19 protein-coding genes are annotated in these 25,639 nt (G+C 63.8%); 12 read left to right on the top strand and 7 right to left on the bottom strand.

The features are described from left to right. Positions 1-121: 121 nt before the first annotated feature. Positions 122-892, top strand: a complete 771-nt coding sequence (locus AC0L3K_RS20015; protein WP_007593601.1) for an SDR family NAD(P)-dependent oxidoreductase — start codon at positions 122-124, stop codon at positions 890-892. Positions 893-1,059: 167 nt separating this feature from the next. Here AC0L3K_RS20015 and AC0L3K_RS20020 read toward each other — a convergent pair whose 3' ends face one another. The 3 genes from AC0L3K_RS20020 to AC0L3K_RS20030 are packed head-to-tail and all read right to left on the bottom strand — an operon-like array spanning position 1,060 to position 6,693. Continuing rightward, the gene (locus AC0L3K_RS20020; protein WP_473366741.1) at positions 1,060-4,428 is read right to left on the bottom strand and encodes an error-prone DNA polymerase; all 3,369 of its coding nucleotides are present in this window, start codon (positions 4,426-4,428) and stop codon (positions 1,060-1,062) included. Next, complete coding sequence (locus AC0L3K_RS20025; RefSeq protein WP_219684893.1) at positions 4,425-6,008, bottom strand: Y-family DNA polymerase; 1,584 nt, start codon at positions 6,006-6,008, stop codon at positions 4,425-4,427. The genes AC0L3K_RS20020 and AC0L3K_RS20025 overlap by 4 nt, the downstream gene beginning before the upstream one ends. After that, the gene (locus AC0L3K_RS20030; RefSeq protein ID WP_473366742.1) at positions 5,905-6,693 is read right to left on the bottom strand and encodes an ImuA family protein; all 789 of its coding nucleotides are present in this window, start codon (positions 6,691-6,693) and stop codon (positions 5,905-5,907) included. Before AC0L3K_RS20030 ends, AC0L3K_RS20025 begins: the two co-directional genes overlap by 104 nt. Positions 6,694-6,855: 162 nt before the next feature. Here AC0L3K_RS20030 and AC0L3K_RS20035 point away from each other — a divergent pair, with 162 nt between their 5' ends. The 3 genes from AC0L3K_RS20035 (at position 6,856) to AC0L3K_RS20045 (ending at position 11,257) form a co-directional block, all read left to right on the top strand. Next, a complete protein-coding gene (locus tag AC0L3K_RS20035; protein WP_219684817.1) occupies positions 6,856-8,088 on the top strand; it encodes a putative DNA modification/repair radical SAM protein in 1,233 nt (410 codons plus the stop codon). Further along, positions 8,088-9,530 (top strand): UdgX family uracil-DNA binding protein, encoded by a 1,443-nt coding sequence (locus AC0L3K_RS20040; RefSeq protein WP_473366743.1) that lies wholly within the window; start codon positions 8,088-8,090, stop codon positions 9,528-9,530. The genes AC0L3K_RS20035 and AC0L3K_RS20040 overlap by 1 nt, the downstream gene beginning before the upstream one ends. Positions 9,531-9,628: 98 nt before the next feature. Further along, the gene (locus AC0L3K_RS20045; RefSeq protein WP_007593607.1) at positions 9,629-11,257 is read left to right on the top strand and encodes an inorganic phosphate transporter; all 1,629 of its coding nucleotides are present in this window, start codon (positions 9,629-9,631) and stop codon (positions 11,255-11,257) included. Positions 11,258-11,428: 171 nt separating this feature from the next. On the opposite strand, the gene AC0L3K_RS20050 is transcribed toward AC0L3K_RS20045, so the two are convergent. Further along, positions 11,429-12,601, bottom strand: a complete 1,173-nt coding sequence (locus AC0L3K_RS20050) for a M20 aminoacylase family protein (protein ID WP_007593608.1) — start codon at positions 12,599-12,601, stop codon at positions 11,429-11,431. 227 nt (positions 12,602-12,828) lie between these two features. Beyond that, positions 12,829-13,998, bottom strand: a complete 1,170-nt coding sequence (locus tag AC0L3K_RS20055; protein ID WP_007593609.1) for a M20 aminoacylase family protein — start codon at positions 13,996-13,998, stop codon at positions 12,829-12,831. A gap of 201 nt (positions 13,999-14,199) precedes the next feature. Between AC0L3K_RS20055 and AC0L3K_RS20060 the strand changes: the two genes are divergently transcribed. The 6 genes from AC0L3K_RS20060 (at position 14,200) to AC0L3K_RS20085 (ending at position 19,447) form a co-directional block, all read left to right on the top strand. Further along, positions 14,200-15,819 (top strand): GMC family oxidoreductase, encoded by a 1,620-nt coding sequence (locus AC0L3K_RS20060; protein ID WP_473366744.1) that lies wholly within the window; start codon positions 14,200-14,202, stop codon positions 15,817-15,819. A gap of 186 nt (positions 15,820-16,005) precedes the next feature. Further along, positions 16,006-16,950: a metallophosphoesterase family protein gene (locus AC0L3K_RS20065; RefSeq protein ID WP_354169530.1), complete on the top strand. Its 945-nt coding sequence runs from the start codon at positions 16,006-16,008 to the stop codon at positions 16,948-16,950. A gap of 23 nt (positions 16,951-16,973) precedes the next feature. Continuing rightward, complete coding sequence (locus AC0L3K_RS20070; RefSeq protein ID WP_354127647.1) at positions 16,974-17,297, top strand: cupredoxin domain-containing protein; 324 nt, start codon at positions 16,974-16,976, stop codon at positions 17,295-17,297. A gap of 157 nt (positions 17,298-17,454) precedes the next feature. Further along, positions 17,455-18,003, top strand: coding sequence for a sigma-70 family RNA polymerase sigma factor (locus tag AC0L3K_RS20075; protein ID WP_007608103.1), 549 nt, complete (start codon positions 17,455-17,457; stop codon positions 18,001-18,003). Next, complete coding sequence (locus tag AC0L3K_RS20080; protein ID WP_007593614.1) at positions 18,000-18,767, top strand: anti-sigma factor family protein; 768 nt, start codon at positions 18,000-18,002, stop codon at positions 18,765-18,767. The genes AC0L3K_RS20075 and AC0L3K_RS20080 overlap by 4 nt, the downstream gene beginning before the upstream one ends. A 71-nt stretch (positions 18,768-18,838) precedes the next feature. Next, positions 18,839-19,447, top strand: a complete 609-nt coding sequence (locus AC0L3K_RS20085; protein WP_051058409.1) for a hypothetical protein — start codon at positions 18,839-18,841, stop codon at positions 19,445-19,447. Between the two features lie 73 nt (positions 19,448-19,520). Here AC0L3K_RS20085 and hpnO read toward each other — a convergent pair whose 3' ends face one another. Then, positions 19,521-20,912 (bottom strand): aminobacteriohopanetriol synthase HpnO, encoded by a 1,392-nt coding sequence (hpnO, locus tag AC0L3K_RS20090; RefSeq protein ID WP_026233264.1) that lies wholly within the window; start codon positions 20,910-20,912, stop codon positions 19,521-19,523. 141 nt (positions 20,913-21,053) lie between these two features. Here hpnO and AC0L3K_RS20095 point away from each other — a divergent pair, with 141 nt between their 5' ends. Further along, positions 21,054-21,686 carry a DUF2147 domain-containing protein gene (locus AC0L3K_RS20095; RefSeq protein ID WP_007593616.1) on the top strand — a complete coding sequence of 211 codons (633 nt, stop codon included), beginning with the start codon at positions 21,054-21,056 and terminating at the stop codon, positions 21,684-21,686. On the opposite strand, the gene hpnN is transcribed toward AC0L3K_RS20095, so the two are convergent. Further along, positions 21,654-24,242 (bottom strand): hopanoid transporter HpnN, encoded by a 2,589-nt coding sequence (hpnN, locus tag AC0L3K_RS20100; protein ID WP_007593617.1) that lies wholly within the window; start codon positions 24,240-24,242, stop codon positions 21,654-21,656. The genes AC0L3K_RS20095 and hpnN overlap by 33 nt on opposite strands. A gap of 461 nt (positions 24,243-24,703) precedes the next feature. Here hpnN and ispH point away from each other — a divergent pair, with 461 nt between their 5' ends. Beyond that, complete coding sequence (gene ispH, locus AC0L3K_RS20105) at positions 24,704-25,630, top strand: 4-hydroxy-3-methylbut-2-enyl diphosphate reductase (RefSeq protein WP_473366745.1); 927 nt, start codon at positions 24,704-24,706, stop codon at positions 25,628-25,630. Positions 25,631-25,639 lie beyond the last annotated feature (9 nt).

The raw sequence follows: 25,639 nt of genomic DNA on the forward strand, positions 1-25,639 counted from the left end.
ACATCGCACAGCAACGAGGGTTTGTGGTAATGGGTCCTGGCTTTCGCCAGGACGACATTGGAGAGGCACCCCGCTTTGTTCGCAACGACAGCGCGCGACCAACAACAAGGAAAACCAAACAATGGATCTCGGTCTCAAAGGCAAGAACGCCGTCGTACTCGGCGGCACGCGCGGCATCGGGCGGGCGATTGCGGCGACGCTGGCCGGCGAAGGCAGCAATGTCGCGGTGTGCGCGCGCAACGCCGATCAGGTTGCCGCCACCGTGACGGAGTTGAAGGCCAGCGGGATCCGCGCGACCGGCGGCCCGGTCGATGTCACCGACGGCGCGGCGCTGAAATCCTGGATCGAGAGCGCGGCAAAAGAGCTTGGCGGCATCGACATGCTGTTCTCCAACGCGGGCGCGATGGCGCAAGGCCATGATGCCGCGTCGTGGGAACAGAATTTTCGGCTCGACCTGCTCGGCGCCGTGCATGCGTTCGACGCCGCGCGGCCGTTCCTCGAGGCCAGCGGTGCGAGCAGCGGTGACGCCGCCTTCGTGATCATCTCATCGATCTCCGCGGCGCAAGCGGACACGGCGAGCTCCTACGGCCCGATCAAGGCGGCATTGATCCACATGGCCAAGGGACTGGCGCGGCAATATGCGAAGAAGAAGATCCGCGTCAACGTGGTCTCGCCTGGCACGGTCTATTTCAAGGGCGGCGTCTGGAATACCATCGAGCAGAACATGCCCGAGCGTTACAATGATGCGATGAAGCGTAACCCCACCGGCCGCATGGCCACGCCACAGGAGATCGCGAGCGCGGCGGTATTTCTGGCGAGCCCGGTGTCGGGGTTCACCACGGGCTCCAATCTGGTGGTGGACGGCGCGATCTCGAACCGGGTGAATTTTTGAGGCCACGCTGGATCGCCCGGCTTGACCGGGCGATCCAGTATTCCGATGCGACAGAAGTTGAATCGTGAAGCCGCGGCGTACTGGACCCCGCCTCCGCGGGGTATGACACCGAGAGTGTGACGCGCACTCGTCGCAACAATCTCGTGGCAGCAGAGAGCGCTACATTCTTAATGAAAATCCCGCGACGGCGGCAGGATGCGGACGTTGCGGGGGTGGCGAAGTTTTTGCGCGGGCGCATCCGTGTGGGCGCGGGGATCGTCATTGAGCGGTTCGACCACGGTGGCGCCTGCCGGCACCGGATGCTTGCGGGTCAAGGCATCGTTGGCAAGGCCGACCAGATCGTGCGAGCGATCGATCATGCGCTGTGCGATCAGATGCGTCACCTTTTCTGGGCTGCTCTGGATGTAGCCTTCGACCAGGATGAGACGTGCGCCCATCACCTCTTTCCGGTACTGCTCCATGATCTTCGGCCACACCACGACATTGGCGATGCCGGTTTCGTCCTCCAGTGTCATGAACACGACGCCGCTGGCGCTGCCCGGCCGCTGTCGTACCAGAACGACGCCGGCACAGCGAACGCGGCGCCGCTCGTTGTCATGATTGATGTCCTTGCAGGCGATGATGCGCTCGCGCGTAAACATCTCGCGCAAAAATTCCATCGGATGGCCTTTGAGCGAAAGGCGAATGGTTTGGTAGTCCGCGACCACCTGTTCGGCGCGCGGCATCACCGGCAACGGCCTGGCGTGCTCGTCCGGCTGCTCGCGCGCGGTAGCCACCTCGAACAGCGGCAGCGGCACATCGTCGGGCAGGCGCCGCACCTGCCACAGCGCCTCGCGGCGGTCGAGCCGGAGCGAGCGGAAGGCGTCGGCATCGGCGAGCAGGATCAGCGCGCGCTTGGGCAGTCCGGTGTCGCGGGCGAAGTCTTCCAGCGAGGTGAAGGGCCGGCGGTTGCGGGCGACGACGATGCGGTCGGCCCAGTCGGGCGCTCTCTCCACATGGTCATTCCGGGACGCGGCTCTTTTCAGCCTTTCCTCATCCTCGTCCAGCCAGTGGAAACCGTCGATCTGGCGGAAGCCGAGACGTACCGCGCAATACCCGCCATTTCCCTGCTCCAGCGTGCTCTGCGCAAAACTGTAGGACACATCGATCTCGCGCACCTCGACGCCGTTCTTGCGGGCATCGCCGACGATCTGCGCCGGCGCGTAGAAGCCCATCGGCTGCGAGTTCAGCAGACCACAGCAGAAGGCATCGGGATGATGATATTTCAACCATGAAGATATGTAGACGAGTTGCGCGAAGCTTGCGGCATGGCTCTCCGGAAAACCGTAGGAGCCAAAGCCCTTGATCTGGTCGAAGCAGCTCCTGGCGAAGTTCGGATCGTAGCCGCGCGCGACCATGTTGCCGATCAGCTTCTCCTCGTATTGGCCGATGGTGCCGACATTGCGGAAGGTCGCCATGGAGCGGCGCAGGCCGTTGGCTTCCTCGGAGGTGAATTTTGCCGCCTCGATCGCGATGCGCATCGCTTGCTCCTGGAACAGCGGCACGCCCAATGTTTTGTGCAGCACATTGTAAAGTTCGTCCTTGTCGCCATGATCCGGTGACGGCGACGGATAACTCACTTTTTCCAGGCCGTTCCGCCGCCGCAAATACGGATGCACCATGTCGCCCTGGATCGGTCCCGGCCGCACGATCGCGACCTCAATGACGAGATCGTAGAAGGTCCGCGGCTTCAGGCGCGGCAGCATGTTCATCTGGGCGCGGCTCTCGACCTGGAACACGCCGAGCGACTCCCCATCGCACAGCATGTCGTAGACTTTGGAATCATCCTGCGGGACGCTCGCCAGCATCCAGCGTTCGCCCTTGTGCTGCTCGATCAGATCAAAGCACTTGCGGATGCAAGTCAGCATGCCCAGCGCGAGCACGTCGACCTTCATCATGCTGAGCGCGTCGACATCGTCCTTGTCCCATTCGATGAAGGTGCGATCATCCATCGCCGCATTGCCGATCGGCACATAGGTGTCGAGCCGGTCTTGCGTGAGCACATAGCCGCCGACATGTTGGGACAGATGACGCGGGAATTCGATCAACTCGGTCGCGAGCTCGACCGCGAGGTTGATCATGGAATTTTGCGGATCGAGGCCGGCCTGCCTGACCTGCATGTCGTTGAGGCCCTTGCCCCAGCTTCCCCACACCGTATCGGCGAGGGCCGCGGTGACGTCCTCGGTTAGGCCCAGCGCCTTGCCGACGTCGCGGATGGCGCTGCGCGGGCGATAATGAATGACGGTGGCGATGATCGCGGCGCGATGGCGGCCGTAACGCCGATAGACATATTGCATCACCTCCTCGCGCCGCGAATGCTCGAAATCGACGTCGATGTCGGGCGGCTCCAGCCGTTCCTTGGAGATGAATCGCTCGAACAGCAGATCGACCTTGGTCGGGTCGACCGAGGTGATGCCGAGCACGTAGCAGACCGCCGAATTCGCCGCCGATCCCCGCCCCTGGCACAAAATGTTCTGGCTGCGCGCGTAATGCACGATGTCGTGCACGGTGAGAAAGTAATGTGCGTATTTCAGTTCGGCGATCAGCGCGAGTTCTTTCTTCAGGGTGGCGCGCAGCTTGTCGTCGATCTTGCCGCCAAAATATTTGTCGACACCGGCCCAGGTCAGATCCTCCAGATGCCCTTGCGCGGTCTTGCCCCGCGGCACCGGCTCGTCCGGATACTGATATTTGAGCTGGTCGAGCGAGAAGGTGATCTTGTCCGCAAAGCGAATGGTCTCCGCGACAGCCTCAGGGAAATCGCGGAATAGCCGCGCCATCTCCCTGGGCGTCTTCAGAAACCGCTCGGCATTGCCTTCCAGCTTGCGGCCGACCGCCTCGATCGTGGTTTTTTCCCGGATGCAGGTCAGCACGTCCTGGAGGGGACGGCGCGCGGGGTGGTGATAGAGCACCTCGTTGGTCGCAAGCAGCGGCACTTTTGCTTTTGAGGCGAGATCATCGAGCTGCGCGAGGCGACGGCGGTCGTCGCCGCGATAGACCAGGCTCGCCGCCAGCCACACGCCCTCGGCCCGACTTGCCTTCAGCTTGGCGAGGATGTCCTGCGCTTGCGCTGCATCGAAGCGATGCGGCAGCGTCAGGATCAGGAGCTGGCCTTCGGAAAACGCAAGGAGATCAGCGAAGGTGAGATGGCATTCGCCCTTCGCGATCCGAGTGATGTCGTCGCCGCGCTTGCCCCTGGTGAGGAGCTGGCACAGCCGGCCGTAGGCGGCGCGGTCGCGCGGATAGACCAGGATATCGGGCGTACCATCGATGAAGACGATGCGCGCGCCGATCAGAAGTTTTGGCTTGTGCAGCACCTCGTCATTGTCGAGCTCCTTGTAGGCGCGCACCACGCCGGCGAGCGTGTTGTGGTCGGCGATGCCGATCACGGGAATGCCGAGTTTGCTGGCCTGATGCACATAGGCGCGCGGATCCGAGCCGCCGCGCAGGAAGGAAAAATTCGTGGTGATGCCGATCTCGGCATAAGCTGGCGTAGTCATGCGAAGAGACCGTGCACATACCAACCGGGAGGAACGGGCTTGCCGTCGCCGTCGAAGCACTCCCCCTCGTAAAGACCATCGCGAAAGATCCAGAAGCGCAGGCCTTCGGCATCCTCGATACGGAAATAATCCCGCGTCAGTTGCTTGCCGTCCTGCCGCCACCATTCCATGGCGATGCGCTCGGGGCCTTCCACCCGCACCACCGCATGCTGCGCGCGGCGCCAGGTGAATTGATGCGGCGGGCCGTCGGGCACGGTCGCGAACGGCACATTGATCGGCTCAGGCTTGTCGAACAGCCGCAACGGACGCAGCGGCGGCTCACTTTCAGTGCGCGCGGGCCATTCGGCCTGCATGGCCACGGCGAGATGATGCTGGGCAGGCGCCGCCAGCACCGCACATTCGGGGATATGGGTATCCTCAGGCAGGTGCACGACGACGCGCTTTCCGCCGATGCGCGCGGCGATGCGGTCGATCAGCGCAGCAAGCTCGTCATTGTCGTGGACATGGGCATCGAGATCGCGCTGCTCCTGCACCACGATCTCGGTGCGGCTTGCCGACAGCCGCACCATGTCGAAGCCGAAGCCGGGATCGAGCGGATCGGCGAGTGCATCGAGACGCTCGCGGAACAGCCGGTCGACGACCGCGCTCCGCGTCACGGGACGTCCGGTCTCGACCATGATCGCACGCACTGCGCCGTCGGTACGGAAGAAGGTGGCCTCAAGCCGGCGCGCGCCCTTGCCCTGCTTCTCCATCGACGCGATCAACGTGTCCGCCAGGCGCGACAGCGTCATCGCGATCATGGTGTCGGTCGCGATCGGCTCAGCAAAGCGTTTCTCCACGATGTAATCGGGCAGCGGCTTTCGTGGATTGATCGGCGCATCGCCCTGCCCCAGCGCATGCGCGAGCAGCGTGGAGAACCGCGCGCCGAACCGCGCCGTGATCTCGCCCGGTGCACGCGAGGCGACATCGCCGATGCTTTTCAGACCGGCACGGCGCAGGCCGGCGGTGATGGCCTCGCCCGCACCCAGCGCGGACACCGGCAGCCGGCTGATCGCCTCCGCCTCGCCCCCATCGGCGACGATGGCGCCTGTCGTCTGCCGCGTCAGGGTCCGTGCGCAGACCGAGGTGCCCGCGATCGCCGCACTGACGACAAAGCCCTGTCGGTCGAGCGCACGGACCAGCATCTGCAACAGTGCGGCCTCGCCGCCGAACAGATGCGCGCAGCCGGTGATATCGAGGAACAGCCCATGCGGCGGATCGAGCGCCACCAGCGGCGTGAAGCGGTCGCACCAGTCGGCGATGTCGCCGAGTGTCTTCGCATCAGCCACGACATCGGCGTCGAACACCCGCAAGTCCGGGCACATCGCCCGCGCATTGGCCAGGGGTTGGCCAATATGCAAACCGAGCCGCGACGCCGCATCGTCAAGCGCATGGATCACCAGCGCATTGGCGTCCTTGATGACGACGATGCTCGGCTCATCCTGCGCGGCGCTGCCAAGGAACCGTTGAATCCGGTCGATCGGCAGGCGCGGCAGCCACAGGCTGAGGATACGCCGACGGTTCACTGAACTGGCACTCATCACATTTCCATTCCATGATCCACCGGCCACACGGGCCATGACGATTGCGCAACAGCTCGGCATCGAAGCGCGGCGCGCCCCAGGCGCTCCACATCGAGCCCGGCGGCGAATGCGCCGCGCGCAGCATCCATCGTGTCTCCGCGGTCGAGGGCAGCGGCTGCGCGGCCATCCGCAGCAAGAGGCCGGTGACGCCGGAGCCTTGCGCGGCCAACGTCAGCTTGCGGCTCGCCACCAGATCGAACTGCCGCGTCTCGCCCCAGAGTTCGAGCACGACCGCACCGAGCGCATCGCAGGCGAGCGCATCGGCCGAGGTGCGCAACGCGCTCTCCACTTCTGCCGCGCGCACCATCACCACGCAGCGCGGATCGAGGCCGAGCTCGGCGAACCCGCTCATCGACAGCGCGCCTGTTTCAATTTCCGAAAAATCCTGTCGCACCCACAGCAGCGGTTTGCGCGCACTCACGCGCCCCGCAAGTCCAGTGACAAACCCCGTCGCGGCCGCGCCCTGACGGCCCTCGCAAAACACCTCGTGGATCGCCGCGCGCGCGAGCCCGCCCTGCAGCGCGCTGTCCACCTCGCTATGGCCGAGCGCGACGCGGTCGTGCTGATGCACGACCTCCGCGGTCTCGATGCGCTCGATCTGGCTGCGCAAGGTCGCAAGCGCGCTGATGCGTGCGCCGCTCATGCCCGCCGCTCCTTCAGAGTGATTGCCGAGGTTCTCAAAAATAAGAACCACCGGCTGGCTCATTTGTTCATGATATGTTCTAATATAAAGCTAACGAGGTCGGAGGAGTCAATCGAATTGGTGCTCATCCGGATTCGTCAGCTGAATCAAGGGGATCCCACCATGGACGTACAACGCAAGCTGGAGATTCTGGCGGATGCCGCCAAATACGACGCGTCGTGCGCCTCCAGCGGCACCGAGAGGCGGGATTCCAGCGACGGCAAGGGCATGGGCTCGACCGCGCCCGGCATGGGTATCTGCCATTCCTACGCGCCGGACGGCCGCTGTATCTCGCTGCTCAAGGTGCTGCTGACCAACGCCTGCAATTACGACTGCCTCTATTGCGTCAACCGCGCCTCCTCCAACGTGCCACGTGCCCGCTTCACCATCGACGAAGTGATCAAGCTGACGCTCGACTTCTACCGGCGCAATTACATCGAAGGACTGTTTCTCTCCTCCGGGATCATCCGCAACCCCGACTACACCATGGAGCAGGTGGTGAGCGTCGCGCGAAAACTGCGCGAGGAGCATCACTTCCGTGGCTACATCCATCTCAAGACTATTCCCGAGGCCGACGATGCATTGATCTCCGAGGCCGGCAAATATGCCGACCGTCTCTCCATCAACATCGAGATGCCGCAGGAGACGAGCCTACAGCAATTCGCGCCCGAGAAGGACGTGCGCGCGATCCGCCGTACCATGGGCCGGCTGCGGCTGAAGCTGGACGAGGCCGAGGAAAGCCGCAGCGCGAAGACGAAAGCCAAGCCGCAACGCTTCGCGCCGGCCGGCCAAAGCACGCAGATGATCGTCGGCGCCGACGCGGCTTCCGACCACACCATCCTCCACACCAGTGCCAATCTCTACGGTTCATACAGGCTGAGGCGCGTCTATTATTCCGCGTTCAGCCCCATCCCCGATGCCAGCCGCGCGCTGCCTCTGCGCGCGCCACCCTTGCTGCGCGAGCACCGTCTCTACCAGGCCGATTGGCTGATGCGGTTCTACGGCTTCGACGTCGGCGAGATCGTCGACGACAGCGCGATGCTGCCGCTCGACATCGATCCAAAGCTCGCCTGGGCGCTGCGTCACCGCGACCGCTTCCCGCTCGATGTCAACCGCGCCAGCCGCGAGGAATTGTTGCGCGTGCCGGGCTTCGGCACCAAGGCGGTCGAGCGCATCATCGCGGCGCGCCGCACGACCACGATCCGCGTCGCCGACCTCGCGCGGCTGCACGTGCCCCGCAACAAGGCGCTGCCGTTCATCGTCCTCAGCGATCACCGGCCCGCGCCGCACCGCCTCGACGAGGCACGGCTGATCGAACGGTTCAAGCCGGCAACACAACTGGGATTTGGCTTCTGATGCAGTACATCATCCTCGACAACGAAACCGATTTCGATGGCTGGCGCAAAGCCGCGCGTAGCCTCGTGCTTCATCAAATGAAGCCGGGCGACATCACCTGGGCCGTGCGGGGCGGCGAAGCGGAGCTGTTCGCGCCGCCCTCGCCGTCTCCGCAGCCGGCCGGTGCCGATGGCACCTTCAACGTGCCTGCAAGATTCGTCGAGCTCGCCAAGGCCGCGATCCTGCATCGCGATCCCGAGCGTTTCGCGATCCTCTATCGCCTGCTGTTTCGGCTGAAGGACAATCACGACCTCATCGAGGTCGCGACCGATCCCGATGTCGCGCAAGTCACGGCCATGGCAAAGGCGGTCTACCGCGACGAGCACAAGATGCATGCCTTCGTGCGCTTCCGCGAGATCGGCAGGGAACGCGAAGCGCACTACGTTGCGTGGTTCGAGCCGGAGCATCACATCGTCGAGCTCGCCGCGCCGTTCTTCGCCAAGCGCTTTGCCGACATGCCCTGGTCGATCCTGACGCCGGATTTGTGCGCGCATTGGGATGGCCACGCTCTCTCCTTCACATCAGGCGTCAGCAAGAGCGAGGCGCCGAGCGAAGACCGGCTGGAGGAAACCTGGCGGCGCTACTACGCCAGCATCTTCAATCCGGCCCGCCTGAAGGTGAAGGCGATGCAAACGGAGATGCCGAAGAAATATTGGAGGAACCTGCCCGAGGCTTCGATCATTAAGCCCCTGATTGAGGACGCCGAACGCATGACCGGCGCCATGATCGCCAATGCCGCAACCGATCCGCACAAGCCTCAAAAGCGGCCGGAGGCTCCGATGAAACGCAAGACCGCCACCGACGATCTCGAAGCGCTCCGCGAGGAGGCCGCCCATTGCCGCGCCTGCCATCTCTACAAGGACGCGACCCAGACCGTGTTCGGCGAAGGCCCGAAGTCCGCCAATATCATGCTGGTCGGCGAACAGCCCGGCGACAAGGAAGACCTCGCCGGCCATCCCTTTGTCGGTCCGGCCGGCCAGATGCTCGACCGGGCGCTGCAGGAGGCCGGCGTCGACCGCAAGAAGGTCTATGTCACCAACGCGGTGAAGCACTTCAAATTCGTGCCGCGCGGCAAGATCCGTCTGCATCAAAAGCCGAATACGCCGGAGATAAAGGCCTGCCGACAGTGGTATGAGCGGGAGGTCTCCGTTATCCAGCCCGATCTCATCGTCGCGATGGGCGCGACCGCCGCGCAGAGCGTGTTCGGCAAAATCACCCCGATCGGAAAGAACCGCGGCCGGCTCATAGACCTGCCCGACGGCCGCAAGGCGCTGGTGACGGTGCACCCGTCCTATTTGCTGCGGTTGCCCGATCCGGAGGCCAAACTGCTGGAATATCACCGCTTTGTCGAAGATTTGAAGATCGCCGCCGGCTTACAGAAGAAAGCCGCGCGCGCCGCCTGAATACTGGCGGGAAAACGGCTTTCAGGCGCCGCCTGTCATCCAGCCTTCAAATCCATCGGGGACAATAGCCCTTACAGAAAGTTAAGGGGCGTCCAGACATGACCGATGTTGCATTCGACCGCGCGGTAGCCGATCCCGCGCCGATCCAGCCGGCCTCGCGGCCAAATCTCGACAAGGGCTTCAATCCGCTGACACTGATCCTGTTCTTCGGCATCCTCGCCGCGGGCCTGCTCTACGTGGCCTACAGCATCTATTCCGATGTCGATGCGACCGGCACCAGGGTCACGAGCTACCTGCCTTATATCCTCCTTATCGTTGCGCTCCTGATCGCGCTCGGCTTCGAATTCGTCAACGGTTTCCACGACACCGCCAACGCGGTAGCGACCGTCATCTACACCCACTCGCTGCCGGCCGAAGTCGCGGTGATGTGGTCGGGCTTCTTCAACTTCCTCGGCGTGCTGCTCTCGTCCGGCGCCGTCGCCTTCGGCATCGTTTCGCTGCTGCCGGTCGAGCTGATCCTGCAGGTCGGCTCCAGCGCCGGTTTCGCGATGGTGTTCGCGCTGCTGATCGCCGCGATCCTTTGGAACCTCGGCACCTGGTATTTCGGCCTGCCGGCCTCCTCCTCGCACACGCTGATCGGCTCGATCATCGGCGTCGGCGTTGCGAACGCGCTGATGCGCGGCCGCGACGGCACCTCGGGCGTGGACTGGGGCAAGGCCACGGAGATCGGCTATGCGCTCCTGCTGTCCCCGCTGGTCGGCTTCGTCTGCGCCGCCGGCCTGCTGCTGCTGCTCAAGCTGATGATCAAGAACCCGGCGCTCTATGCCGCTCCTGAGGGTAACAAAGCCCCGCCGATCTGGATTCGCGGCCTGCTGATCCTGACCTGCACCGGCGTCAGCTTCGCCCATGGTTCGAACGACGGCCAGAAAGGCATGGGCCTGATCATGCTGATCCTGATCGGCACTGTGCCCACGGCCTATGCGCTCAATCGCGCATTGCCGGAGTCGCAGGTCGCCCAGTTCGCGAAGATTTCGGAAGCCGCCTCCAAGGTGATTGCGGCCAAGGGCGCCGGCCATGCGATCATCGGCGATCCCCGTCCTGCGGTGACGCAGTACGTCACCTCCCATCACATCAGCGAAGGCACCTATCCTTCGCTGGCAGTGCTGGTGAAGGATGTCGGCGAGCAGGTCGCGAAATACGGTTCGCTGAACAAGGTGCCAGCGGAAGTCGTCGGCAACACCCGCAACGACATGTACCTGACCTCGGAAGCGATCCGCTTCCTGATGAAGGACAAGGAAAACGACCTTAGCAAGGAAGAGGTCGCGACCTTGAACGCCTACAAGGGCGGGCTCGACAGCGCGACCAAGTTCATCCCGACCTGGGTGAAGGTTGCGGTCGCAATCGCGCTCGGCCTCGGCACCATGATCGGCTGGAAGCGCATCGTCGTGACCGTCGGTGAGAAGATCGGCAAGACCCATCTGACCTACGCGCAGGGTGCCTCCGCCGAGCTCGTCGCCGCCGCCACGATCGGCGCCGCCGACGTATTCGGCCTGCCGGTCTCGACCACCCACGTGCTGTCGTCCGGCGTCGCCGGCACCATGGCCGCGAACGGTTCGGGTCTCCAGGTCGCCACCATCAGGAACATGGTGATGGCCTGGGTGCTGACCCTGCCGGTCGCCATCCTGCTGTCGGGCACACTGTACGTGATCTTCTCGCGGATCTTCTGAAAGATCTCTCCACTCCCTCTCCCCGTTCTTACGGGGGAGAGGGTTCGGGTGAGGGGCCGCTTCCGCGATCACGGTGAGAGACGGACTCGCGGAGAGTCCCCTCACCCGGAATTCAAGCTGCGCTTGAATTCCGACCTCTCCCAGCAAGCCGGGCGAGGTGAAGTAAGAGTCTTACGATGCCGCGAGCGCTTCCTCGACCAGCTTGACCCAGTACGACGTACCGTAAACGATCGCCTCGTCGTTGAAATCATAGGCGGGGTGATGCAGGCCGGCGCTGTCGCCATTGCCGCAGAAGATAAGGGCGCCGGGCCGCGCTTCCAGCATGTAGGCGAAGTCCTCGCCGGCCATTTGCGGCGGCATCTCGTACACTTTGGCGTCTCCGACGACCTGTTTGGCGATCCGACGCGCCACCTCGGTCGGTGCCGCGTGGTTGTTGGTCACGGGATAACTGTTGTTGTAGCGCAGGTCGATCTTGGCGCCACTGATCTGGGCCACGCCGGCCACGATTTCGCGCACGCGCTTCTCCACGAGCTTGCGCGCCTCCGCGGTCAGCACGCGGATCGTGCCTTTCAACTCCGCCGTTTGCGGAATGACGTTGCGGGTGTTGCCGGCGTGAAATTCGCAGATCGAGATGACGGCCGCGTCCAACGGATCGACGCTGCGCGCGACGATCGACTGCAGGGCCGTGATCACCTGCGCGCCGACCAGAACGGGATCGACGCATTTGTGCGGACGCGCCGCGTGGCCGCCGAGGCCCTCGATCCTAATGTCGACCGCATCGGTCGCCGCCATGATCGGGCCCTGCCGGATCGCGAACGCCCCGATCGGAATGCCGGGGGCGTTGTGCATGCCGTAGACCTGATCGATGGCGAAACGCTCCATGAGTCCATCCTTGACCATGGCCGCGCCGCCGGCACCGCCCTCCTCGGCGGGCTGAAAGATCACGATCGCATCGCCGGCGAAGTTGCGGGTCTCGGCCAGGTAACGGGCTGCACCCAGCAGCATCGCGGTGTGGCCGTCGTGGCCGCAGGCGTGCATCTTGCCCGGAATCTTCGAGGCGTAAGGCAGGCTGGTCTGCTCCTCGATCGGCAGCGCGTCCATGTCGGCGCGCAGACCGATCACCCTGATATCAGCGCTCGCCGGCCGCTTGCCCTTGATCACGCCGACGACGCCGGTCTGGCCGATGCCGGTCACGACCTCGTCGCAGCGGAAGTCGCGCAGGCAGTCTGCCACGAAGGCTGCGGTCCGGTGAACGTCGTACAGCAGCTCCGGATGCTGGTGAATGTCCCGCCGCCAGGTCTGGATGTCGGGTCGAAAGTCGACGACGCGGTTCACGACGGGCATGGCTTTCCTGGATCCTGACTGACACCTCCCTCGGTGGAGCAGGCAAGAGCGCTGGCAATTTCGACAGGCCCACCAGAAGGAGATCTTTACAACGTAAAGATATCTAAGGGTCGGACAGGGGCATCGTCAAGCCAAATCTTGACAGTGTCAAAATTGAAATGGATGTGACGGATCAAGAAAAATGCCCGGGGCAAGCCCGGGCAACGAAGGGATGGACGGGAATGACCTCACGCCGCGAGTTGGCCCTCCACCAGCTTGACCCAGTACGACGTGCCGAAGACGATCGCCTCGTCGTCGAAATTGTAGGCTGGGTGATGCAGGCCGGCGCTGTCGCCGTTGCCGCAGAAGATGAAGGCGCCGGGGCGCGCTTCCAGCATATAGGCGAAATCCTCGCCGCCCATCAGCGGCGGCATCTCGAGCACATTGGCTTCGCCCGCAACTTGCTTGGCAATGCGCTTCGCCACCTCGGTCTCCGCGGCGTGATTGACCACTACCGGATAATTGCGCTGGTAGCGCAGGTCGATCTTGGCGCCGGTGATCTGCGCCACGCCCGCGACGACCTCGCGTACGCGCTTCTCGACCAGCTTGCGCACCTCCGGCGACAGCGTGCGGATGGTGCCCCTCAGTGTCGCGGTTTGTGGAATCACGTTGCGGGCATTGCCCGCGTGGAACTCGCAGATCGAGATCACGGCCGATTCCAGCGGATCGACGCTGCGCGCGACGATCGACTGCAGCGCCGTGATGACTTGCGCGCCGACCAGAACGGAATCGACACATTTGTGCGGCCGCGCGGCGTGGCCGCCGAGACCCTCGATCATGATATCGACCTCGTCGGTCGCCGCCATGATCGGACCCGGCCGGATCGCGAACGAGCCCACCGGAATGCCCGGACCGTTGTGCATGCCATAGACTTGCTCGATGCCGAAGCGCTCCATCAGGCCGTCCTTGACCATGGCCGCTCCACCCGCGCCGCCCTCCTCGGCCGGCTGGAAGATCACCACCGCATCGCCGGCGAAGTTGCGGGTCTCGGCGAGATAACGCGCAGCACCGAGCAGCATCGCGGTGTGGCCGTCATGGCCGCAGGCGTGCATCTTGCCGGGAGTCTTCGAAGCATAAGGCAGGTTGGTCTGCTCCTCGACCGGGAGCGCATCCATATCGGCGCGTAGGCCGATGGCCTTGAGGCCCTCGCCGGCCGGCTTGCTGCCCTTGATCACGCCGACCACGCCGGTCTGGCCGATGCCCGTCACGACCTCATCGCAGCCGAACTCGCGCAGGCGGTCCGCGACGAATGCTGCAGTGCGGTGGACGTCATAGAGCAGCTCCGGATGCTGGTGGATGTCCCGGCGCCAGGCCTGAATATCGGGTTGAAGGTCGGCGACGCGGTTCACGATGGGCATGGAGGGTCTCAAGCTTTGTTGAAAATGCAGGCCTGTCTATCATGCAAGCACCAGTCCACCCAACTGGCGCGGATCGGGGTGTAGCCCTGACTCACAGGCATGGCCGGACTTGTCCCGGCCATCCACGTCTGACTATTAGAACGGAAAGCTCGTGGATGCCTGGGACAAGCCAGGGCACGATTCCTGTTGGGTGGAAGAAGAATGCCAAGGCGGCTCGAAGGTGAGTTTGACTACATTGTCGTTGGGGCCGGCACGGCGGGCTGCATCGTCGCCAACCGGCTGTCGGCCGTTTCCAGCAATCGCGTCCTCGTCCTCGAAGCCGGCGGCGACGACAACTGGATCTGGTTCCACATTCCCGTCGGCTATCTCTTCGCCATCGGCAATCCGCGCTCGGACTGGATGTTCAGGACCGAGGCCGAGCCCGGCCTGAACGGCCGCTCGCTCGCCTATCCCCGTGGCAAGGTGATCGGCGGCTCTTCGGCGATCAACGCCATGATCTCGATGCGCGGGCAGGCCGCTGATTACGATCACTGGCGCCAGCTCGGCATGACCGGCTGGGGTTATGACGACGTGCTGCCGCTGTTCAAACGGCTCGAGGATCACTTCCTCGGCGCGAGCGAGCACCACGGCGCCGGCGGCGGCTGGCGCATCGAGGCGCCCCGGCTGTCCTGGGACGTCCTCGATGCCGTGGGCGATGCGGCCGAGGAGATGGGCATCAAGCGCATCCCGGATTTCAATACCGGCGACAACGAAGGCACCAGCTATTTCCACGTCAATCAGAAGCGTGGCCGGCGCTGGTCGTCGGCGCGCGGCTTCCTCAAGCCGGCACTGAACCGCCCCAATCTGCGGCTCGAAAAGCATGTGCTGGTTGATCGGCTGATCGTCGAACAGGGCCGCGCCGTCGGCGTGCGCTTCATCCAGAATGGCGACATCGTCGAGGCGCGTGCGAGGCACGAGGTGATCCTCTCGGCAGGCGCGATCGGCTCAGTGCAGGTGCTGCATCGCTCCGGCCTCGGGCCGGCCGACTGGCTGTCGCCGCTCGGCATCGATATCGTGATGGACAAGCCCGGCGTCGGCCGTAATTTACAGGATCATCTCCAGCAGCGCGCGATCTACAAGGTCGAGGGCGTGCGCACACTGAACGAGACTTATTACAATCTGCTCCGCCGCGGCCTGATGGGGCTCGATTACGCGTTCCGTCGCCGCGGGCCGTTGACCATGGCGCCGTCGCAGCTCGGCATCTTCACCCGCTCCGATGCGACGCGCGCACGCGCCAACATCCAGTTCCACGTCCAGCCGCTGTCGCTCGACAAGTTCGGCGATCCTCTGCACCGCTTCCCCGCGATCACGGTGAGCGCCTGCAATCTCCAGCCGACATCGCGCGGCACCGTACGTCTGCGTTCGGCGGCGCCGGACGAGAAGCCCATCATCGCGCCGAATTATCTTTCAACGGATGACGACCGCCAGGTCGGCGCCGATGCCATCCGCACCACCCGCCGCCTGATGCAGCAGAAGGCGCTGGCAAAATATCGCCCGAGCGAATATCTGCCCGGCCCCGCCGTCGGCGACGACGATGCCTCGCTCGCCAAGGCCGCCGGCGACATCGGCACCACCATCTTCCATCCCGTCGGCACCGCGAAGATGGGCGCGGTGAGCGATCCGATGGCGGTGGTCGACGAACGCCTGCGCTTCTACGGTCTCGGCGGCCTTCGCATTGTCGATGCCTCGATCATGCCGACCATCACGTCGGGCAACACCAACACGCCGACCGCGATGATCGCCGAAAAAGGCGCGACGATGATCCTGGAGGATGCGAAGTGAATGCGTAGCCCGACGGGGCGTAGTGAAATCCGGGAGAGGACGCTCGATTGGTCCCGTATTCCGCTGCGCTCCATACGGGCTACGCGTCCAACCACCTCACGAAAACGTCATCGCGTCCGGGAATAAGACCCCCGCTCCCTCAATCACCTCCCCGAAGCCCAATTCCGGGCGAAGTGGAGCTGCGCGATGAGCGGACACGATCACGGCGAGGACGGCTTAAGCCGCCGCAAGGTGCTTGAATGCATGACCTGGGCCGGCACCGGGGTGCTTTGGACCATCACCGGTGGCGTGCCGCGCTCGCTCGGCATCATCGATTCCGCGCAAGCTGCGACCGCGGCCGCGCCCGGAATGACCTTCCTCCAGATCAGCGACAGCCATGTCGGCTTCGACAAGCCGGCCAATCCCAACGCGCTCGGCACGCTCGAGGAAGCCATCAACAAGATCAACGCGATGCCGGTCAAGCCGTCGTTCATGATCCACACTGGCGACATCACGCATCTGTCGAAGGCCGCCGAATTCGACAATGCCGATCGCATCATCTCGCAGAGCAAGCTCGACGTGCATTACGTGCCCGGCGAGCATGACTTCCTCGACGAGGAGGTGAAATTCTATCGCGAGCGCTACGGCCGCGGCACAAAGGGCGCAGGCTGGTATTCGTTCGACGCTGGCGGCGTGCACTTCATCGGCCTCGTCAATGTCGTCGACCTCAAGGCCGGAGGCCTCGGCAATCTCGGCGCCGAGCAGCTCGCCTGGCTCGAGGACGATCTGCGCGGCAAGTCGAAATCGACGCCGATCGTGCTGTTCGCCCACATCCCGCTCTGGACGGTCTACCCCGAATGGGGCTGGGGCACCGAGGACGGCGCCCGCGCGCTGGAACACGTGAAAGGCTTCGGTTCGGTCACCGTGCTGAACGGGCATATTCACCAGGTGATGCAGAAGGTGGAGGGCAACGTCACCTTCCACACCGCCCGCTCCACCGCCTTCCCGCAGCCGGCACCCGGGGCTGCCCCCTCGCCCGGACCGATGAAGGTCGAGGACACAAAGCTCCGCGCGATGCTCGGCGTTGCCAGCATCAACTTCAAGCAGAACGAGCAGCGGCTCGCGATCATCGACACGCCGCTCCAGGGTTGATGCAGGGCTAACGGAAGCTGACAATGAAGACACTCAATCGCCGCGACTTCGGTGTCGCTTTGGCCGCGGCCATGCTGTTACCCGCCACAACCGCCCGTGCCGACGACATGGAGGTGCATATCGACAATTTCGTCTTCCAGCCGGCCGAGCTCAAGATCAAGGTCGGCACCACCGTGACCTGGACCAACCGGGACGACATCCCGCACACCGTGGTGTCGGCCGGCAAATTCAGGTCCAAGACCCTGGACACTGACGACAAGTTCTCGTTCACCTTCACCAATGCGGGCGACTACAAATATTTTTGTTCTCTGCACCCGCACATGACGGGGATGATCAAGGTTGAGTAACATCTCGAACCAAGGCATCAACGTCTTGCCCGGCCGGTGGTCCCACGCCGGCCGGGCTCGTGTGCCTTCGGTCACACACAGAGACAAAACGAACAGGGACGAGACGAACAGCGACGACACGACTCAACGCGCAGAACAAGAGGCAAAGCGAGGAGCGATGCCCGCTAACGACGATTTGCAGAAGGCGCAACGCTTCCGCGAGGCGGCGCTGCCCTATCTCGACGACGTCTACACGCTCGCGCGCTATCTCTTGCGTGACGCCTCCGATGCCGAGGACGCGGTGCAGGAGTGCTATCTGCGCGCTCTGAAGCATTTCGATAGCTATCGCGGGCCGGCGATGAAGCCCTGGCTGTTCGCGATCCTGCGTAACGTCTGCAATGCCGAATATGCACGCCGCGCACACAGGCACAGCGCGATCGAGGATACCCCCGGCGCTGCCGAGCAGACGCCGATCTGGCAAGAGACCGAGGCAAGCCCGGAAACCGAAGTGCTGCGCAGCCGCGATGCGGGCGCGATCCGCAAGCTGATCGACGCGCTCGCCGAACCGTTCAAGGAAACATTCGTGCTGCGGGAGATCAACAACCTGTCTTATCGTGAAATCGCAGAGGCCGTCGGTGCACCCGTCGGCACCGTGATGTCCCGCCTAGCCCGCGCCCGCGCCATGCTGCGCGCGGCCTGGACGGCGGATGAGGAGCAAGCAAGATGACCTGCGACGAAGCAAGAATCCTGCTTCACGCGCTGCTCGACAATGAGCTCGATGCCGGCCACGCGCGCGAGGTCGAAGCCCATATCGCCAGCTGCCCGGCCTGCGCTGCGGAGTTTTCGGCCCAACGCGACATGCAGCGCGTGCTTGCGGATGCCGATTTGCGCTACACCGCACCGGCGAGCCTGCGTGCGCGTATCGAGGCTTCGCTGCCGCAGCCGCAGCGTCAACAGCCGAGCCGCCGCTCCGTGCTGCGCGGCTTTGCGATGGGCTCGGCAGTCTCCGCGCTCGCCGCCTCCGGCGTCGTCGCATTGGTGCTGCGCCAGGACGACCAGCAGCGCATCCTGTCGGAGGTCGTCTCCGCGCATCTGCGCTCGCTCCAGGCCGGCCACCTCATCGACGTGGTCTCCACCGACCAGCACACGGTCAAGCCGTGGTTCAACGGCAAGCTCGACGTCGCCCCGCCCGTAATCGACCTCACCGCGCAAGGTTTTACGCTGGTCGGCGGCAGGCTCGACTATATCGACGCCCGTGCCATCGGCGCGGTCGTCTACAAGCGCCGGCAGCACGTGGTCAATCTGTTCGTGTCGCAGACATCGAACGCGGAATACCGCGCGCCCAAGACCGAAACCATGCAGGGCTTCAACTGCCGGCGCTGGGGCAATCGCGGCCTGAACTTCTGGGCCATCAGCGATCTCGGCGCCGACGAGCTCGCCGAGTTCGTCGAGAAGTTCGAGGCGGCGATGAAGGCCAATGTGGAGGGATAGCGGCGCATCCCGCAAGTCAGACTCACAACTTTTGATTGCGAGCTCGGGAGAGCGCTGCTAATTCAAGCGCCATGATGCGCCCTCTCCTTCTTGCCGCAGCGCTTGCCTGGACGATCGCCGCTTCCGGGCCGGCAGCAGCCCGCGACGGACTCGCCACCACGATGCGGGCCGTCCTCTACGAGGAAGACGTGAGCAACCCGAAGGGTGATCGCGCAGAAGGAAAGATCACTTGGCGGATAGAACCGACGACCGATGCCTCCGCACCATCAGGCGATGTTACGATACGCGGGAATGTCGAGGTGCCTTCGCGGAACCTGCAGATGACGCTCTCCATCCGGCGCAATTTCGACCCCGCACTACCAGCCACCCACACGGTGCAGATCGATTTCGCCCCGGACTTCGCCGCCGGCAGGATCAAACAGGTCATGGGCCTTCTGATGAAGGCCAACGAGCAGGCCAAGGGAGCGCCCATTGCCGCGCTGTCGGTGAAGGTCGACGACACGCATTTCCTGATCGGCCTGTCCGCTGTGCCGCAGGACGCGGCAAACAATTCGCTTCTGATCCGAAGTAGAGCCTGGATGGACATCCCGATCGTCTACGCGACGCAACGCCGCGCCATTCTTGCGGTCGAGAAGGACGGCAACGTCCTGGCGCTCTTCAATACGGTGTTTGCCCATTGAGGCGGGCACCTCCCGCGGCCCTCGATCACATCGAAGTGGCGAACAAGATTGAAGCCGCCTGAGCGCCTCGGCCTTACGCCGACCGCCGCACCGCGTTGTCGACCAGCGTCTTGCCGAGCGACCAGATCGCGCCGGGGACCTTGTGGCTGCCGGCGATGACGTCGTCGAAAGCGCGCTCGATCCAGCCGCAATCTTCCTCGGTGATGGTGAGCGGCGGCAGAAGCTTGATGGTGTGGCTGCCATGGCCGGCGACCTGCGTGAGGATCTTGTGGTCCTTGAACAGCGGCACGGTGATGAGCTGGCAGAACAGGCCCTTATTGGCCGCCTCCAGCACGTTCCAGGACGCCCGCAGCCGCAGCGATTTGGGCGGGCCGAACTCGACGCCGATCATCAGGCCCTTGCCGCGGACTTCCTTCAACAGCTCGTAGCCGGGCACCATGCGCGTGAGCGCGAGGCGCAGCTCGGCACCGCGCTTGGCGGCGGACTCGATCAGCTTCTCGGACTCCATGATGTCAAGCGTGGCGATGCCCGCAGCCATCGCCAGGTCGTTCTTGGAGAAAGTTGAGCCGTGCACGACTGCACGGTCCATCTGGTTGAAGATCTTGTCGAAGATGCTCTTGCGCGTCAGCACCGCGCCGACCGGCACGTGGCCGCCGGACAGCGACTTCGAGAGCAGCACCATGTCGGGCTCGACGTTCCAGTGCTCGACCGCGAGGAAGCGGCCGGTGCGGCCCATGCCGGTCTGGATCTCGTCGGCGACGAACAGCGTGCCGTATTTCTTGCAGAGCGCAGCCGCACCCGGCAGGAACTCGTCGGTGGGCATGTTGACGCCCTTGCCCTGGATTGGCTCGACGACGAAGGCCGCCACCTCGCGCGAGGCCAGCGCCTTTTCGAGCGCGGCGAGATCGTTGAACGGGATCGAGGTGCAGCCCGGCAGCAACGGCTCGAAGCCGGTGCGGAAGTTCGAATCACCGGTCAGCGACAGCGCGCCATAGGTCAGGCCGTGATAGCCGTGGGCACAATAGACGATCCCCGGACGGCCGGTGGCGCCGCGGGCGAACTTGATCGCGGCTTCGACGCATTCGGCGCCGGAATTGGCGAAGAAGGCCTTGTCGAGATAGGGGACGTACTTCAAAAGCCGCTCAGCGAGCACGCCGGCAAGCACCGAGACGTCGAATTGGACGAGGTTCGGCAGGTCGGCATCGAGCACGCTCTTGAGCGCCTCACGCATGACAGGATGATTGCGCCCGATCGCAAACACGCCAAAACCGGACAAGAGGTCGAGATAGCGCGCCCCGTCGCGGTCGTAGAGGTACTGCCCCTGCCCCTTCTGGAAGCCGACATCGTAGCCGATGGTCTTCAGAACCCGAACGAACTGCTCGTTCAGATGCCGATTATGCAGGGCGCTGCGCTGGGCCTGGCGGTCCGCGAACAGCTGAGACATGTCTGGATTTGGGCTGTGCATCCGCTACATACTTCGGTTGAGGGCCGTCTCGTCAACTGAAAACGGAACGTCGCTGAAAACGGTCTGTGCGGCCTTTTGCCCTTTTTCGGACCATCTTCGCAAGCAGAGCTTTAGACCATGTTGCACTGCCAAGGAACTATCATGCGTTTAGCCCTTTACACCGGACTAATACTGGCTGGCGGTTACACCTGCCTGGCCCCGGCGCTCGCCGCCGATCCGACCGGCGACTGGCGGGTTGCCGACGGCGTTGCCAACATTCGTGTCGCCCAATGCAATGGCAGCATGTGGGGCGCGGTTTCCTGGGAAAAACAGCCCGGCGGCCGCGACGAGAACAATCCGGACGCGTCGAAAAAGACCCGGCCCACGCTAGGCATGGCGACCCTGATCGACATGAAGAAAAAGCCCGGCGCCGAGCAGTGGGAAGGTCAGGTCTACAACGCCAAGGACGGCCAGCTCTACAGCGCGACCATCACGCCGGTTGGCACCGACCAGCTCGAGATCAAGGGCTGCGTGATGGGGTTCCTGTGCGGTGGCGAGACCTGGACCCGGGTCAGCCCCCCGATTCCCTTGAGCTCCGCCAACGCCATGGCCAAGGGCGCGCCGAAGCCCGCCGGCGCGGCACCGAAAGCCCCGGGAACGACAGGTACTACAGCGGCGCAGCCTGCGCCCGCAGCCCCGAAGGCCGCCGGCAGTGCCAAACCCGGTCAGAAGGGCGCCGCCGACCAGGTCGGCGACATCTGCCTACTCCCTGAGATTGCGGGGTTTGCCCATTAGGGCGGGCTGAAACAGCAGCACGGCGGCGAGCGTCGTCACCAGCGACAGCGCGAGCAGCTTGCCCATGCTGGACGTGCCGGGATGGCTCGACAGCCAAAGGCTGCCGAACGCGGTCGCCGTTGTCAGCGCGCTGAAAAATATCGCGCGCGTCAGGCTGGTCTGGAGCAGGTTTGTCCTGCCCGAGCGCCAGGCCACGACATAGTAGATCTTGAAGGCCACGCCGACGCCGAGCAGCAGCGGAAACGCGACGATATTGGCGAAGTTGAGCGGCAAGCCGATCAGCACGCAGATCTCGAGCGTCACCGCGCCGGCCACCAGCAGCGGCACCAGCGTCATCAACACGTCGACGAACCGGCGCAGCGTGATCCACAGCAGCAGGCCGATCACCAGCAGCGCGTAGATTCCCGCATGGATGAACGCCTTCACCACGGTGTCGCCGGATTTCAGGATCGAGACCGGACCGCCGATCGCGGTCGGCTCGGCAACGAGCACCGCCGCCGCAAATTTGCGCAGCGTGTCGTTGTCGTTGGGATCGCCCTTCGGCAGCGCCTCGACCCGGATGATGCCGTCCTTGCTCTTCCAGGCGCTGACGAGATCTGCCGGCAATGACTTCAGGGTAACCGGCTCGGCTTGCATCGCGTTCCGGAGCTGGTCGAACACGATCTTCATCGGCGCGACGAACACGTCCTGCGCCTTGTTCCGCGTGGCTTCATCGCCATTGGCGAGCTTTTCCAGCGCGTCAGCGAGCCGACGCGAGGCGACCGCACCCGGGCCCTTCGCATCGCCTGCGGTCCGGCGCAGATTGTCGACCGAGGATTTCAGCGCATCGACGTTTTCCTTGTCCGTGGGCGCGGCGTCGATCTGGTCGGGATTGAGCGCGGGGTTCAGCACCTTGGCGCCCTGCGCGATCAGCTTCAGCTTCGGCGCCTGGTCTTCGGGAACGAAGCTGTTGAGCGACATCACGCGCAACACCTCCGGCACCTTCTCCAGCTTCGCCTCCACCTGCCTCGCCTGCTCTTCCGACGTGGTCATCACGTTGATGGCATTGGCGCCAGTGTTGGGATCCTTGCGCAAATCGAGGAAGGTCGCGATCGACTCTGCCTTCGGGTTGCGCAGGTTCATCGGGTTGAAGTCGAACTTCATGTAATAGAGCAGCGGCAGGCCGGCGACCGCCAGAAACATCGTACCGCCGACGACCAGCACCCGGTGCTTCTCCAGGAAGTGATCGAGCGGCGCCAGGAAGGCGTAGCCGACCGGCTCCTTCTCGCCGGGCGGGTTCAACAGCTTCAGCATCGCCGGCAGCACGGTGATGCTGGTGACGAACGCGACCAGCATGCCGACGCCGGCGATCTGCCCGAGTTCGGCAATACCCTTGTAGTCGGTGGGGATGAAGCAGAGAAAGCCGGCCGCGGTCGCCATTGCCGCCAGCGACAACGGAATTGCCGAGCGCTTGGCAGCCAGGATCAGCGCGCCCGAAAGGTCGTTGTGCTTGTAGCGCTCGGAGCGATAGCGGACGCTGTACTGAATGCCGAAATCGACGCCGAGACCGACGAACAGCACGGCGAACGCGATCGACAGCAAATTGAGCGAACCCACCATCATCAGGCCGGCGGCGGTTGTCAGCGCAAGACCGACGAAGAGATTGACGAACACGGCGAAGATGATCTTCGCCGAATGCAGCGCCAGCCAGAGGATGAGCAGCACGACGAGAACCGTGCCGATGCCGTTGACGACGGCGCCTTCCTGGACGGTTGCGTATTCCTCGTTGGCGATCGGGACCGGCCCGGTCAGCCGGACCCGCGCCTGGTATTTGGTGGCAAAGTCCAGATCGGCTGCGGCCTTGCGGATCGCGTCGGTTGCGCCCTTACCGGGCTCCAGCGCGTTGTAGTCGAGGATCGGTTTGAACTCGATGAAGGCGCGCTTGTCCGAATCCGTCAGCGGCTCGTCACTGACGAGCTCACGCCAGGAGAAGGTCGCATTGCCCTTGTTGAGCACGGTCTCGACCGTTTGCGCGATCTGGTTGAAGGGCCGCTCGGTGTTGTCGAGCTTGACCTGCCCGCGCTTGACGCCGGCAAGTCCCGTTTCCAGCGCCCCGGTCAGGCCGCGGATCGAGGGATCGCCTGCCATGATCTCGATCAGAGGCGCGGCGGATTCGAACTGGCTGGTGACCTTTGCGACTTCCTCTGTCGGCAGGAATAACAGGCCATTCTTCTCGAAGAACTCGCCGGTGCCGAGCTGCTGCACCGACTGGAAGTCTGTCTTGTTGTCCTTCAGCTTGGCATAGAGCGCGTCCGAGGCCGCGGTCGCCATCTCCGGCGTTTTGGCTTCGACCACCGCCGTAATCGTCGCATCGCGGTCGAAGGCGCGATCGAACTGCTGGTCGCGTTGGCGCCAGTCCAGATTTTGGGCAATCAGCGAATTGATATCGGTGTTGATGGCGAAATGCCGGGACGTGTAATAGCCCGCCCCCACCGCCAGCAGGAGCCCGAGAATGACGACGAGGGAGGCAAACCGGGTGCAGGCCCTGACGATGGCAACGACGACGCTTTGCAGCACTACTTTTCTTTCTGCGGTTAACAGCTTGCCGGAAACGCCCGCTGTTTAACGGAGTTCCCGGCCGAAACCTATTGCTGTTTTGAGTGGTTATCGCCGTCAGAAGGTTCGAGGTAAACGGCGGAAGACCATGGCGAAATCATGCGGGGCGGTCGGTATAGCCGGGGAGTTGAGGCGGGAAAGTGACGAAGGCGCAAACACCGATATCACCGCTTTTCTGACCAAACATCCCTCTACTATAATACCGTAAAAGTGATCCCAGAGGAACCAAAGTTCATTCCACCTTTCCTTGCTGCCGATTTTTTGACACAAAGTATTGCGCCTCCATGCACGGGGCCCCGACAGGGGTGGGCGGCTACCGCGTGAGCGAAACCGGTGGTGCGGATATTGCAACTCATTGGTTCGTATCGGGGTGTCCCCTGAACTTGAGAGCGGATTGGTGCAACTTGCGTGATGGGCGTCCAATGGAAGTTTATCTGGCGCAACCGCGCGGCTTTTGCGCGGGGGTGGTACGTGCGATCGAGATCGTGGAACGGGCGCTGGAGAAGTACGGCCCGCCCGTCTACGTGCGCCATGAGATCGTGCACAACAAGTACGTCGTCGAGAGCCTGAAGAACAAGGGCGCGATCTTCGTCGAGGAACTGTCGGAGGTGCCGCCGAAGGCTGTGACGGTCTTCAGCGCTCATGGCGTCGCCCGCAGCGTGGAGGAAGAAGCGGCCGCGCGCGACCTTCCGGTGCTCAATGCCACCTGCCCCCTGGTCACGAAAGTTCACAATCAGGGGAAGCGCTACATCGCCAGGGGCCGCACCCTGATCCTGATCGGCCATGCCGGCCACCCCGAGGTCGAAGGTACGATGGGCCAGGTTCCCGCCCCCGTACTGTTGGTCCAAAGCGTTGAAGAGGTTAAGGCCCTTGAGCTGCCGGCGGATACGCCAGTGGCCTACATCACCCAGACCACCCTGTCTGTGGATGACACAAAGGACATCATTTCAGCCCTGCAGGCCCGCTTTACAGATATTCAAGGCCCGGATATCCGGGATATCTGCTATGCGACACAGAACCGCCAATCTGCGGTAAGGGACTTGAGCAAGCTGGTCGACGTGATCTTGGTGATGGGCGCTGCCAATAGCTCGAATTCGAACCGGCTCCGCGAAATCGGCACTGAGGCCGGTGTCGCGAGTTATCTGATTGCCGACGGCAGCGCGCTCAATCCGGAGTGGTTGAAAGATGCCAGAACCGTCGGTGTCACGGCCGGCGCTTCGGCGCCCGAGGTACTCGTGGATGACGTGATCGAAGCGATGCGGCGGATCGGACCGGTCAAGGTCTCGGTGCTTCCGGGCCGCGAGGAAAACATCGAATTCCGGCTTCCGGCCCAACTGGCTGCGAGCTGACCCACCCGA

The sequence above is a fragment of the Bradyrhizobium sp. MI1.10 genome (assembly GCF_055811035.1).